Below are 14,525 nucleotides of genomic sequence, written 5' to 3'. Positions count from 1 at the left end.
CCTTACACACAGCCAATCCTCTCGTTTCTTGACAGCAGCACATCCAATACTATAATTAGCTAAGCAACTAAATGTTACAAACAAGGTTTCATAGGGAACATATGAACAACCTCACTCAAACGTTTAAAGCGTTATCCGATCAAAACCGTCTTCGCATAATTGTCACACTCATGGAGTACGACGAATTATGCGCCTGCCAGTTCACCGAGCTGCTTGGCATTGCGGGCGCAACGGTATCGAGGCATCTGGGCGTACTGCACAACGCCGGTCTTGTTCAATCCCGAAAGGATGGCCGTTGGATATTCTATTCACTGAGCAACACCGCTGCTAGTTGCAGGCCTGTACTGGACTGGATTCGCGAAGAAGCACGATCCTGTCCGGAGGTGAAGGAAGATATGGCACGACTGTCAAAAATTCTTGCCTGTAATCCTGAAGAAATATGCCGCAAACAGCGAACCGGCGCGTAATGCTCCAAACAGGACACACAATGAGTACTAAACCTAATATTCTCTTTTTATGCACAGGAAACTCCTGCCGCAGTCAAATGGCAGAAGGCTGGGCCAGACACCTTAAGGGTGGTGTATTCAATGCATTTTCAGCAGGTATTGAAACACACGGCCTGAACCCCAATGCGGTTGCAGTGATGAAGGAAGCAGGCGTTGATATTTCTTCCCACAAGTCACAGCTGCTCAGCGAATTTGATGACATTGAATTTGATGTGGTTGTCACAGTATGCGGTCATGCACACGAAACCTGCCCGTATTTCCCCGGCAACGCAAAAGTAGTTCACGTGGGCTTTCCCGACCCTCCAGCTCTTGCAAAAGAGCTGGCAGAGCAAGGGGCATCAGAAGAAGAACAGCTTGATTGCTACCGACGAGTACGCGATCAGATTAAAGAATATATTAAAACGCTTCCTGACTCCCTCAGCCTCTAGCGTAATCTCAAAATGTACCAAGCCGCAGATCGAATTCTGCGGCTTTTTTTGTTTTGAATACACAAACTGTAACCAAAATGTCACAAAAGACATATAACTATAGAGTGCCAGCCATCAACGACTATGGCTGCACAACTCTTTGTAGTCTTACAGCGTGGTCCAGCAACTACCACGCTTAAGATACATGATCGGGGCAGGAACCTCTCTCTCCCTGCTCCGATCATCTTTATTTCCCCACCACTTTTTCTCTACACAACCTTTCCTGACAGATAGGCCGGTCAACGGCTAGCTGTAACAATTTTTTCTTGCGCTCAATACTTGGTACCCTTTCCTTTTTCCACATCGTCGAAAAGAAAAACACACCCGAGACAAAAAGGGTAAAAGTTCGTACAGTTAATTTCTAATCGAATTTTTCTTTAAGCGAGATGGCTATGAACACATTGATCGACTTTGATAAAATTACCCAGTTATTCACGGCTGCTGATACAGAAAACAGAGATTTTCTGTATGAATATGAAGTGTACAACCTGCTAGCGAACTCCGGCGCTGAGACTCCACCCATTGCAAATCTGCTGCCTCGCGGTGCACGTTTTTCTGATGAAGAACTCATGTCTATTCCCGGAGAAAAAGCAGTTCTTAAAATTGTGTCTCCTACCATCATCCATAAGACAGAAGTAGGCGGAGTACGCATTGTTGAGAAACAGCCTTCCAAAATCCGCTCTGCTGTCCGTGGCATGCAATACGAAGTACCGGAAAATTACGCAGCATACATAGAACGCAACCCTGACCATGCGCCGGAAGTTTATAAAGGCTTAAAAGGCGAAGCACTGATTAAGGCTATCAGCCGCGATTTGAAAGGGGTGCTGCAAGTGCAGTTTATGCCGCCTGACTCCAGTGCCTTCGGCAACGAACTTATCGTGGGGCTTCGCCATACCAGAGAATTCGGCATGGTCATCAGCGCAGGACTGGGCGGGACAGACACAGAACTGTATGCGGAAAGATTCCGCAAAGGACAGGCCATTGTTGCTGCTTCCACTGAACTCGTAGATGGAGAAGCTTTTTTTGAACTCTTCCGTAAAACCATCTCCTACCGTAAACTCGCCGGTCTTACCCGCGGGCAACGTCGCATCGTAACAGACGAGCAATTGATTGAATGCTTCAGCTCCTTCATTGAAATGGGGCGCTATTATTCTCCATCAAACAACGATGCACCGTTCATTATTGAAGAGCTTGAAATCAACCCGTTCGCATTTACAGATTACCTCATGGTTCCACTGGACGGTATGTGCCGCTTCGGCAAAGCAGAAAACATAGCAGAGCCAAGACCAATCAAAAAAATTCATAACCTCCTGCATCCAGAAAAAATCGGCATTATCGGCGTCTCAGCAACCCGCCGCAACTTCGGCCGAATCATTTTGGAAAACATTCTTGCAGAAGGATTTGCTAAAGAAAACGTTACGCTCATCCGTGACGGTATTGACGAAATTGACGGCGTCAGATGCGTGCCGGATCTTGCCAGCCTTGACCACAAACTCGATTTGTTTGTGGTTGCAGTAGCCGCAGCTCAAGTTCCGCAACTTGTGGACGAGATCATTACGCTGGATGCAGCCCAAAGCGTTATGCTTATTCCGGGGGGGATGGGAGAAACAGAAGACAGCCAACAGGAAGCTGCAGAGCTTATTGCGCGTATTAATGCGACCCACGCGCAAGGAGACGGCGGGCCAGTATTCCTCGGTGCAAACTGCATGGGCGTTGTCTCGCATCCCGGCTCATATGACACATGGTTTATTCCTGAAGAAAAACTACCGAAAAACCGTACGGCTACTCCGCACCGCGCAGCCCTCATAAGCCAGAGCGGTGCATTTATGCTGCACCGTTGCAGCCAGAGCCCTGAACTACATCCGAGCTACATGATCTCCATGGGCAACCAGACAGACCTTACTCTGGGTGACATGGTTCGTTATTTTAAAGATGCTGATAACGTTGATGTCATTGCTGTCTACGCTGAAGGATTCAGCGACCTTGATGGTCTTGAATTCTGCAAAGCTGTCCGCGAGGCAATACTCAACGGCAAGGAAGTGATCTTCTACAAAGCAGGTCGCACACCGGAAGGCAAAACAGCTACCAGCGGTCACACTGCGTCTCTCGCTGGAGACTACATGGTCTGCGAAAGCTGCGTACGTCAGGCCGGTGCTCTTGTTGCCAGAACGTTTCAGGAATTTCAGGATCTGTTCCTGCTTGCGGAAATGCTCCACAGCAAGGACATTGCAGGCAACCGCCTTGCCGCTGTAAGTGGCGCAGGGTTTGAAGCTGTAGGTATGGCTGACTCCATCCAGTCCGATGATTTCCAGATGGATCTTGCCCAGTTCAGCACTGCCACAAAACAAGCCATCACCGCCATGCTGGAAGCAAACAAGCTTCAGTCGCTTGTAACCATCCAGAATCCGCTTGATCTTACACCAAGTGCCAACGACACCCTGCATGCACAGGCTGTAGAAACTCTTGCAACTGACACTGCTGTAGATTCCGTTATTGTAGGGCTCGACCCGCTTTCTCCAGCGATGCACACACTTGCAGAACCTACGCTGCCAGTCTTTTCTATGGACAATGAACAGTCCATTGCCAAACAACTTGTGGAAGTAGCAAAAAGTTCATCTAAGCCTATCATTGGTGTTATTGATGGCGGCAGACTGTATGACCCGTTGCGTGACCATTTTCTGAAGAACAATGTGCCTGTTTTTCCTGTTTGCGACAGGGCTGTGACTGCACTTGCACTCTACTCAGAAGCACGACTACGTATTGAAGAAATACGGGCTAAAAACGAACATTTCTAGCCAGCATCATCTCCTCACTACGCTTGATCGCCCATAAGAACACACAAAGGCTGCCCTGTATTAATCAGGACAGCCTTTCTTAATTCAATGCAACGACAGCGCCTCATCGCATACTAAAAGTTTTAGGAAGGGGGTCTGGGGGATAACCCTTTTCCAAAAGGGTTTCCCCCAGCCGTCGGAGACACCAAAACTTCTTATTTTACTGCTTTCTACGGCGCCTGTTGTTGACACACAGCACATGGTACTTGCCGTCTTTTACTTCTGCACCTTCTGTCACATGCTCAAAACCGGGGAATGCGTTATCCCAGTCTTCAAGATGCTGCAGGTACTGTATTGCCGGACAGGAGTCCTGTGCGCCGAAAGCCTCTCCTGACATAATCATGGGGATACCGGGAGGATACGGAAGCAGGGAATTTGCTGCTATACGGTTACCAAGCTTGTCGGACGGTACCAGCTCCACCTCCTGCTGCACAATTTTTTCGTACGCCTCGCGTGGTGTCATTAATGCGCTAAAGCGGCTGGTGTACGCTTTATCCAGCGCCACATGCATTTCGCTTTTTTTCAGGAATGCAAACATACGCTCCCCGAGTGCTTTCAGGGTAACACCTTCGTAGGCTTGAGGATTGTCATCATATAGTTCAGGCAGAACATGGCGCACTGTATCGCCAGCGTCGTAGTGCTCCTTGAACCGGATAAGTGTATTGAGCAATGTTCCCCATTTCCCACGGGTTATTCCCATGGAGAAAAGAAACATTATCTGGAAATCCGTTGTACGGGTCGGCACTATTCCGAATCGGGTAAGATATTCTGTAACCAGTGCTGCTGGGACACCTTCCGGTAATAACTTCCCGTCATCTCCCATGCCCGGAGTTAGGATGCTCACTTTAATAGGGTCGAGCATGCACCAGTTATCTTCATCCAGATCGAACCCATGCCATGTTTCATCCGGTTTTAATCTCCAGCAGGACTGGTCTGTGGTCAGTGCATCAACCGGAGCGTCTTCAAACAACACCCATTCCTTTTCACCCTGTTCGGATACCTCAACGTACTCAGGGTTCCACGGTTTGAAGAACCAGTCTTTATGATTGGCATGTTCACGCCAGAGCCTTGCAACAGCTCTACGGAAATCTACTGCTTCCTGAATAACTTCCTGCGTCAGGGACTCGCCGCTTTCGCCGGACATCATGGCTGAGGTGATATCGTTCGACGCTACAATGGAGTACAAGGGGGAAGTTGTAGAGTGCATCATGTAGGCTTGGTTAAACATGGCAGGATCAATCTTTCTGCGCCCTTCACGAATATGAATGAATGACGACTGGGAAAGACCGTTGAGAAGTTTATGCGTTGAATGGGTGGCAAAGACTGTTGCACCTTCATGATCAGCAGGATTGCCATTCATGGCAAAATGGTCAGCATACATGCCGTTGAAACGGGCATATCCGTACCATGCTTCGTCAAAGTGGATAATATCAGCAGACTGCTCCAAACGATCTTTGGCCTTTTTCGCATTGTAGCAAAGCCCATCATATGTGCAGTTTGTAACAACGGCGTATACCGGTTCGCATGGACTGCATCGCCCGTTCATCCGCTTTACCAGCGACGACTCTTCAACAGATTTTTTGATGACATCCGGTTCCATGTCTGCCGCATGGATGGGGCCAATAATCCCATACCGATTGCGGGTAGGAATCATATACACAGGGATTGCACCTGTAAGAATTAATCCCTGCTCAATTGATTTGTGGCAGTTGCGGTCAATTATCACAACATCATCCTGCGACATACAGGATTGCATGATGGTTCTGTTGGAACCGGAGCTTCCAACCACGACGTTGTAACTGTGATGTGCTCCGAAAACGCAGGCTGCGTACCGTTCGCTGTCACCAAAGGCACCGGTATGATCAAGAAGAGAACCAAGAGAGGCTCGTTCTATTCCCATATCAGTACGGAAGAGGTTTTCTCCGTAGTAATCAAAAAAGACTCTGCCCACGGCAGACTTGGTGAATCCGATACCGCCCTGATGCCCCGGCGCTGCCCATGAGTATTCTTTTAAGGCACCATACTGCATGAGGGCATCCATCAAAGGCGGAAGCATCTGATTACGATACCGACGGATTGCAGCTTCTATGCGGCCTGCAATGAAGTCTGCGGTATCTTCTACTATCCAGACAAATTCATCTACCATTTCCATTAAGTGACTGGACATGGCGCGTGTAGTTTTTTCTCTTTCGGCAATCAAAAAAACGGGAACGTTGGCCTGCCTGCTATGAAGCTTTCGTATAAGCTGCTCGGCCTGCTGATACTCCTGATCATTCTCGTTATGCATGTTGGCGCTTAGTAAAAGACAATCTACAGGGGTATTGGCCTGAAGAATAATATGTGCATCGCAAAAACTGTAGGAACGGGTTACACGGACATTCTGCTTTCCCAGTTCACCCACCAATCGGTGTACAGCATTATTCACATAGGTCTGTGCCTGCGTAACTTCATCCTCTGCCAACAATACATGAAAATCCGACACTGCCATGTCTGCTCCTTACTGGATGCTGAGTACACTATTTTGCATATCCGCTGCCGATAACAATTACCGCCACAACAGCTATTCCAACTACGAACACCGCTCCGGCTCTTTCCCATCCTGTAAAAACTGTTCCTTTTCCCTGTTCCCGCTTTGCTTTGCCAAACACCACAAGACCTGCGGCAAAGAAGATGCTGGAGAGTAATAATAACTTAGGCCCCGCCGCATACAGGAGCCAGACAGCATACAGCCCTGCCAACCATCCGCATAGTTTTGCTACGGTATTTGATACCGGCTGCCCTTGAGGGTAGTCCCCTTTCCAGCAAATTTTTGCCAGATACATGGCACTGACCAAGTATGGAAACAGAATCATAACACCGGTGATATCAAGCAAGAACAGCCATGCATCATTGGCAAAGAGCACAACAAACATTGTCAGCTGCATGGAAAGACTGGTGACCAGAAGAGAGATGTATGGTGATTCGTGCCGGTTTTCTTTGGTAAACATTTTGGGAAAAACACCATCCTGTGCCGCCACATGAGGCACCTCAGCCACCATGATCGTCCATGAAAGCCAGCTGCCGAGCAGCGCGATGATCACCCCGATGTTAATGAAGGATGCCCCCCAGCTGCCTACCAGCTTTTCCAGCACGTACGCAGCAGAAGGATTCGGTAACTTGGCAAGTTCTGCCTGCGTCATAAATCCATAGGGAAGAAGTGAGATGCAAATATAGAGAGTGAGGCACAGTATCAGGCTTAAGATTGTGGCCTTCCCCACATCATCTGCACGCTTTGCTCTACCAGACACAACCACAGCACCTTCAATGCCTATGAATGCCCATAGCGTAACCAGCATGGTGCTTTTAAGCTGTGCTCCCAGACCACCCAGACTTCCTATTCCCGCAGATTCATTACCCCAGAAATCCAACGTAAAATGATCCGCTGAAAAGAACATGGCTGCAATTGCTACAAACAACACAAGGGGAAGCATTTTGGCTATTGTTGTAATGATGTTGAGCACATTTGCCGCAGAGACCCCGAACAAGCAGATACAGCACATACTCCAGATAAGAAATGATCCGCCAATGAACGACTGAATCTGCGCACTAACCATTTCCGGCGGGAAAAAGTAAGCAACAGCGTCCATGGTAAGCACCGCATAGCCAACATTACCAAATACAGCACTGAGCCAGTATCCCCACGCCATTTCAAACCCGACAAAGTCTCCAAATCCGTCTCTGGCGTAGGCATATATACCGGAGGCCAGATCAGGTCGTGCATCCGACAAGGCGCGAAATGCAGTGGCAAGAAAATACATTCCGAGTCCGGTAATGCCCCACGCAAGGAGCACGGCACCGGCTGCAGCCCCTTCTGACATATTTGAAGGCAGGTTGTAGATACCGCCCCCGACCATAGCACTAACCACAATGGCGATAAGTCCAACTAAACCAAGCTGTTTTTGCCGTTCTGCCATTTGTTTCTCCGCTCTGTTCTGGTGTCCGGTCACAATAAATGTCCGTACTATTCAGCAACACAGGAGCATACATTGAAATTATTTATCGCAACATCTTCAAAATATGACTTTTCTCTAAATCCAACCTGAGCAACCAACCAATAACCCAGTGTCTTTATTGCAACATTTTTGTGCCAAACAGTGATGCAGTTTTTTTTTCTGGAGACTAACCGTAACCTATGAAAGAAAAAGCGCATTGAATGTCTTAGCGTTGTTCCGGTCACAGTCGCACTAACCCGGCGATGGTACCTCCCAGAGATGAATTCTTTTAGATTAAGTGTAATTCGTCCCTAAAAAAACTCCGGAACGTACCCCACGCTTATGTAAGACAACCAAGACAGAGAAGAGACCCACCTGGCAGCAAGTGGGTTTTTTCTATTTTGAACGACAGAACGTTGATCTATGTTCCATCATAGTCTTACCTTTGCTCCCCTCCAGCACCCCATCAGGCATGCTTTTTTAGTAAAAACATCCCCCCTTTTATTCACACCGTATTCTGCATAACCAACTGATCTTCTTTCGCAATACATTTATCTCGATTTTGTAACGTACCTGCAATCTCATATTTCCCCATATTTCGTATAATTATGCATATAGCACCAACATGGGAGATCAGAATATTATCATCAGTATACTGTATTTTTTGTTATAAAAATCATTATGCTATGATAAAAATATCAAAAGAACCCCAAGTTGCATTGCTGTTTTTCTCCAGCCCGAAGAAAATTAGCAACATGCTCTCTATGAACGGACAAGTGTATTCTGTGTACCCCCTACTGTCGTGAGCTGCGACGCAAACTGCACTGGCGACAACGTCCAACTAAGGCAGTCAGGGTATCAGTTGTTCCAACACAAAGCCGGTGATGAGGAAATTGTTAGTGCCAATTAAGATGTCACTGCACCGAGCAAGAAATCCAGTTCCACAACAATTCCTAAGGCTGACCAAATCCCTGCTCTGGAAGCGGGGAATCACCTCGGCGAACCTGCAAAAAAAGCGCATGCGTTCAAGCGCAGCAGCCAGATTATCAGCGCAGTTAAGGAGGGTAAAAACCATGCCTACTGCCATGAGCTGAGCCTGAACATGTACGCCAACACAGGTACGCCTGATCCGGTTCATCACCATCAGCCTGCTTTACCGGAACCAGAAATTACTCCTCACACTCTGCTCTGTTGCAGTGTCCTCATCCCACAAAAGCAGTCCCCCGAATCTTCATAAGTACAGGCGTGTCTTAACCACGAAAAAGGCAGCCCTTCTTGCATGGGGCTGCCTTGCTGTTGTCTTGTACCTTTTCTTCCATTTTCCATATAAAAAGGCTGCCCTGCAGTAGCAGAACAGCCTTGATAAGCCAGCTGAAAACTCAGTCCGTGTAAACTCAAGTTTTGTTTACAGCCGAGTTTGTTAAATACACTCCAGTGATCACAAGCGACACCCCTGCAAGCAATGAAAGGGAAAGAGATTCCCCAAGGAAAGCCCATCCACTTAAAATTGCTGCTGCCGGAACAAAGTTAATGAATACAGCAGCACGCGAAGCACCAATAGTATTGATTGCCTCATAAAACCATGTGAACCCGATAACTGTGCCCAGAATTCCCACGTATGCGACCGATAGGTATTGCGTGAGCGTGTAGCCGGAAAAATCACTCAACATGCCTTCCTGCAACGCAAACGGAAACAGCATTATTGTCCCAGTAATACAGGAATACGTAATCGCCGCATGCGGACTTAGAAAGCCCATCATACGCTTCCCAAGCAATGAATACGATGACCAGCTAGCCACGCAGCCCAAAATAGCCAGATCACCGCTGCTCAACCCACCAGTAAACAAGGACACTGGGTTTCCACGCGAAATAGCAATTGTCGCACCGGTAACAGAAAGACAAATACCAAGTCCTTTACGCAGTGAAAGTTTCTCTCCAAAAAACATTGCTGCCAGCAAGGTGATAATAATCGGGTTGATGGACACAATAACAGCAGCCCTTCCTGCTGTTACCGTCTGCAATCCTTTAAAAAACAGGACATTATATGCAAACACACCTGTTGCGCCCAGTAAAATCACCCCTAGCCAACCTTTTCTATCCAGCACCGGCAACCCGCCGGAACGCTGACGCATGATCCACATCATACAGATTGATGCTATCAAGAACCGCAAAAAAGCGGCGGAAAAAGCACCCATGCCATCCGAAAGCAGTCTGCCTGCCACGAATGTTCCTCCCCACAAAAACGCGGTGAGGAGTAATTTTCCGTATACCATCATATCTGCTACCTCAAAACGTTAAAACATACGCCGTAACAATGGTGCCTTACGCAACACACAGGACGTAAGCACCCAGCTACATGCCATGGCAAGAACAAATGCCACGGCAGCTTTTACATAAATTGAATATGGCACTGGAATGAGCGCATATACCAACAAATATACAATAGGGGCATGGAGATAATAGATCCCGTAGGAGTTATCCGCAGCAGAGCGCCAAAAACGACCGTTTCCTTGTACCCATGTGCTGAAGACCGCACACCACCCCATGAGTGAAGCAATGCAGTATGTCGCAAACGAGCAGGAAAGAATGAATTGTTTTTGCCACAACGGTGCCGGAGAAGAGGCAAAGCCTGCTTTCACCACAACGTACACTGCCATTGTTAAGGCAAGTACAGGAAGCCATGTGCGTTTACGTGGACAGTATCCGCCAGCAGTAAACCAGCCGTATTTCCAGGCCCATATGCCAAGACTGAAATACAGAACGTGCTGGAATATACGCTCCGGCTGGAATGCCAGCAGGTAACTCATAAACCAGTAATCGAGAGGAAAAAATTGTTGAGCACCATAGAAGCATGCCGCAGACACACCAACAAATGCAGGGAAAAACCATAACGGAGCTATTGCCGGTGTTTTTACCAGACGCTGCAATGCAGGAACAAACTGCCAGATCAGGCTCAGGGCAACAAACATCCAGAAAAGCACGGCGAGGAACCAGTAAACAGAGTGCTGAAAGGATGTAGTCCAAAAGGTTGTTGTCCAGAATGAGTAAAGATCAACAGGAAGCTTGCGCGAAAACGGAATCAGAAAAGCAGTCGGCGGTGCCAGCAAAACAACGCCAAGCACCCACGGTAAGAAAATCCGTTGAATTTTGTGCCGTAAAAAATCCGTCACACCATGTCGTTGCAAAGACGGCAGTGCAAAGTATCCAGCAATAAAGAACATTGCAGGCATAATGGGCACATCAATAAGAACAACAAGCAGCGTGAATAACTTACTCGTCACAGGGTCGATAACGTACCACCAGCTTGGTGCATACATCATGTAGCAAACCGACACGTGCAGTAAAACAACAGCAGTAATTATTGCAGCGCGAAGATTGTCCAAAAAGTACAAACGAGTTTCAGTCATCACATCCTCAAATAAATTTTCAAGCCCTCTCCCCAGAAAACAATTCAACTTACTGATAAGAATAGAAATTCCCATCACAAGTCATTTCCAATTGTCAAGTTAAGTTATGAAAAAACTGTGGCCGATGGGAATTCCATCAAGACCACAGTTGTGCCATTGATTCGATCTGAAAATGAAATGAACTTAGCTATTGCTTCAGCATTACTCAGTCATCGCAAGCTTTGCGCCCAGTGCAGCGAATGTAGCCGCAAAAACACGTTGCACATTTCGCATACGTTCCGGTGAAGATACAATCACTGTTTTCACACTGTGTGCGAACAGGCCGTACCCTATGAAAATCACAAAGGTAATGGCCATAAACACTGCGCTTAAGCCCAGCAGCTGAATGGTTGGCGAAGCCCCTTCAGAAGATACAAAAAGTGGAAGAAATGCGAGAAAAAACAAAGAAAGCTTAGGGTTCAGCACATTAATCAACGTCCCTCTAACTGCTATCTGAACCGCACTTCCAGAAGAATGTTGCTGGGTAAACTCAAACTTGCCTGAGCCGCGCCACATCCCCCATGCCATGTACAGCAAGTACACTGCACCGGCCAATTTTACAGCTTGAAAAGCCAGTGCACTGGTATGCAGCAATAAAGACAAGCCAGAAATACAAGCCAACAAGTGTGGCACAATACCGAAAGTACACCCTACCGAAGCCGCGATTGCAGCTTTCTTGCTTTCAAAAAGCCCCATTGAGACAGTGTAAATCACTCCTGTTCCCGGAATGAGAACGACAAGTAACGATGTCAGTAAAAAATCTATATCAAACATATAACTCCCCTCCACTCCTCTTTTGCAACTGCAGTGCCCTAGCTACCACCCCAGTTAGATCATACAAATCATACAAGGACGAATAGTTACTCTAGAATAATTGTAAGGTAAAAACACATGGCCAATGAACTCAGGTACGGCAGACAAAGAAAAAGTCAACACGTTAAAATTAAAAAACTTTTATAAAAAAACATCCCAATCTGTGCATATTGCGCACAAATTGGGATGTTTCTCATTTGATATGTAGCGTAAAAACTGCCTGTTATGCCAGAGCAGCAAATTGCGTATATGCGCTATTCAAAATTATACAGGCCATTACTACAAGCATACCGAACAACACTTTACGGTATGTGAATTCGCCAATCTTGCGTGACGCCAGCACGCCCAGTCTGGCGCCTATCATCACGGCAGGGGCTGCTGCGGCAAAGAGCATCACAGTTTCTTTTGTCTGAATTCCGGCATAGGTCTGCATTGATATAATCAGCACACCTGACACAATGAAATAACTGGCAATAGCAGCTTTAACTGTATCCTTTCCCCAGCCAGTGAGAGAGGTATACACAATGGTAGGCGGCCCTCCCATTCCTATGGAAGAACTGATTGCTGTGGAACAGAATCCGGCAACAACGCCCCATCCTCTGTGAACAATCTTCTGCTGCCTTCCTTCAAAAAACAGTCCCCACAAGGCGTAGATGAACAAAAAAATCCCCATTCCCAGCTTCAAATAATGCGTAGGCAGTTCCTGCATCATGGAGATACCTACAATCGCCCCCGGAACAGTCCCGAGGTAAATAGGCTTAAGTTTTTGAAAATCGATATTCTTACGATAAATCCATGCCATTTGCAGACACAGACTCACGCCAATAATTGTGCAGCTTGGTACTGCCAGACTTAACGGAACCATTGTCGTGATAAGGGGCATGGCAATAAGTGCAGCTCCAAACCCTGCCACACCGTTAACAAACCCGCCGATTCCCCAGCAAAGCGCTACAAAAAACAAATGTTCCATATATTCTCCATTACCGCAGAACGCACTGCGGCAGTTAATGACTGAGCGCAATGTGGGCTAAAAATAGTCAAAAGTTAAATAGTAATTTGTGAGGACAACCATAACTTGCACTTATATCTGAAAGAGCCATATACAACTACAAGGAATACCGGACAGATGAAGGCACAACACTTTCGCATCGTATTTACACACGCTCTAATCCCGACTATGCTTCCGCAACAATTTTCGTCTTCGTTAACCTCACGTTCAGGGAATACTATGTACTTTCTTTTTGCAGCACTGGTCGGGCTGATTCTCGGCAGCTTCTATTCTGTGTGCGCCAGCCGCTACGGCACCGGCAACACCATATTTCGCCCATCACGTTCCTATTGCCCCCAGTGCGACCATCAGCTGACAATGTGGGAAAATATTCCGCTTCTCAGCTTTCTATTGCAAAAGGGACGCTGCTCTCACTGCTCTTCCCGTATCCCATTTTTCTATCCGTTAAGTGAACTTACTTCCATGCTTTGGGCTGTGCTTGCAGCTGCCCATACGGCAGATCCCTTGGAATGGGGTGTCCTTATGGTTATCGGAGGCATCTGCATCGTTGCCTCTGCCATTGATCTACGAACATTTATTCTACCGGATTATTTAACCTATACAGGCGCTGTCATTGTTCTGGGAGCAAGTTACGCAGGATTACTGGATGTCACATTTATCGACGCTCTGCTTGGCGCAGGTATTGGCACATTTTCCCTGTGGGCTATTGCAGCCATCTACAAAGCAATCCGTAAAATAGACGGACTGGGACTTGGAGATGTTAAATTCATGCTCATGCTCGGGGCTCTTGTCGGCTGGCACCAGCTGTCCATATTCATTCTGGTAGCCTCAGTCTGTGCACTCGTGTTCTGCATTGCCACCTTGCGCGGTAAAGCTGGAATGAGCACAATCTACATTCCGTTCGGCCCCTTTCTTGCAGCAGGTTCACTCATCACCTATCTGTACGGCACCAACATTATTGCCTTTCTCAGATAACAAAAAAGGCTAACAGAACTATATCTTCTGTCAGCCACAATTACACTTTTAACCTGTTTTAACTATATTACCTATGTTCAGACACTATATTCACTTTCAGCTATATGGTAGTGTCATACACTCACATTCTTCGTAACCCGTATCTGCATAAATACATGTTACAAACAAAACAAGGCAGTACTCTGGATTATCTGCACCTCAATCCTTTGTACTGCCTTTGAATACCTGCCGGGTATTCTGAGGCCGGAGGCCATCTGGATATGATCACGCCATATTCTGGATGTCTCCGGTCTTCTACTTTCCACTAGCCGCCAGAAAGTAAGCAAATGCTGCTTTACACATCGCGTATATCACCTGTCCAGCAGAATGTTCCCGCACCTTCAATGCAGAAAGGTTAACAACAGGTAAATTTTACCTTTCTAAGTAAACAATCTGCTGCGTCACATATATTTTTTCCTATTTCATACCTCTTTTACAATACCTTACGGAGTATTGTAACGGCAT

The 14,525-nt window shown here is 47.0% G+C and carries 10 protein-coding genes; 4 read left to right on the top strand and 6 right to left on the bottom strand.

The window, feature by feature from the left end; genetic code table 11:
* Positions 1 to 101 precede the first annotated feature (101 nt).
* The 3 genes from SP90_RS02170 (at position 102) to SP90_RS02160 (ending at position 3,768) form a co-directional block, all read left to right on the top strand.
* On the top strand, positions 102 to 467 hold the full coding sequence (locus SP90_RS02170; RefSeq protein WP_066852082.1) for an ArsR/SmtB family transcription factor: 366 nt from the start codon (positions 102 to 104) through the stop codon (positions 465 to 467).
* Positions 468 to 487: 20 nt separating this feature from the next.
* A complete protein-coding gene (locus SP90_RS02165; protein WP_066852079.1) occupies positions 488 to 934 on the top strand; it encodes an arsenate reductase ArsC in 447 nt (148 codons plus the stop codon).
* Positions 935 to 1,365: 431 nt separating this feature from the next.
* Positions 1,366 to 3,768, top strand: coding sequence for an acetate--CoA ligase family protein (locus SP90_RS02160; RefSeq protein ID WP_066852077.1), 2,403 nt, complete (start codon positions 1,366 to 1,368; stop codon positions 3,766 to 3,768).
* 199 nt (positions 3,769 to 3,967) lie between these two features.
* Here the strand turns inward: SP90_RS02160 and adiA are convergent, their stop codons facing one another.
* The 6 genes from adiA to SP90_RS02125 form a co-directional block, all read right to left on the bottom strand.
* Complete coding sequence (gene adiA, locus SP90_RS02155; protein ID WP_066852075.1) at positions 3,968 to 6,295, bottom strand: arginine decarboxylase; 2,328 nt, start codon at positions 6,293 to 6,295, stop codon at positions 3,968 to 3,970.
* A gap of 28 nt (positions 6,296 to 6,323) precedes the next feature.
* A complete protein-coding gene (locus SP90_RS02150; RefSeq protein WP_066852073.1) occupies positions 6,324 to 7,760 on the bottom strand; it encodes a basic amino acid/polyamine antiporter in 1,437 nt (478 codons plus the stop codon).
* Positions 7,761 to 9,172: 1,412 nt separating this feature from the next.
* On the bottom strand, positions 9,173 to 10,054 hold the full coding sequence (locus tag SP90_RS02140; protein WP_066852070.1) for a DMT family transporter: 882 nt from the start codon (positions 10,052 to 10,054) through the stop codon (positions 9,173 to 9,175).
* 18 nt (positions 10,055 to 10,072) lie between these two features.
* Complete coding sequence (locus SP90_RS02135; RefSeq protein WP_066852069.1) at positions 10,073 to 11,260, bottom strand: acyltransferase family protein; 1,188 nt, start codon at positions 11,258 to 11,260, stop codon at positions 10,073 to 10,075.
* A gap of 126 nt (positions 11,261 to 11,386) precedes the next feature.
* A complete protein-coding gene (locus tag SP90_RS02130; protein ID WP_066852068.1) occupies positions 11,387 to 11,998 on the bottom strand; it encodes a LysE family translocator in 612 nt (203 codons plus the stop codon).
* 262 nt (positions 11,999 to 12,260) lie between these two features.
* Positions 12,261 to 13,007, bottom strand: a complete 747-nt coding sequence (locus tag SP90_RS02125) for a sulfite exporter TauE/SafE family protein (RefSeq protein ID WP_066852066.1) — start codon at positions 13,005 to 13,007, stop codon at positions 12,261 to 12,263.
* 258 nt (positions 13,008 to 13,265) lie between these two features.
* Between SP90_RS02125 and SP90_RS02120 the strand changes: the two genes are divergently transcribed.
* Complete coding sequence (locus SP90_RS02120) at positions 13,266 to 14,021, top strand: prepilin peptidase (protein ID WP_066852064.1); 756 nt, start codon at positions 13,266 to 13,268, stop codon at positions 14,019 to 14,021.
* Positions 14,022 to 14,525: the final 504 nt, after the last annotated feature.

This window comes from Halodesulfovibrio spirochaetisodalis, from assembly GCF_001672295.1.
Classification (GTDB): Bacteria; Desulfobacterota; Desulfovibrionia; order Desulfovibrionales; family Desulfovibrionaceae; genus Halodesulfovibrio; species Halodesulfovibrio spirochaetisodalis.
This window is presented reverse-complemented; position numbering and strand designations above follow the sequence as displayed.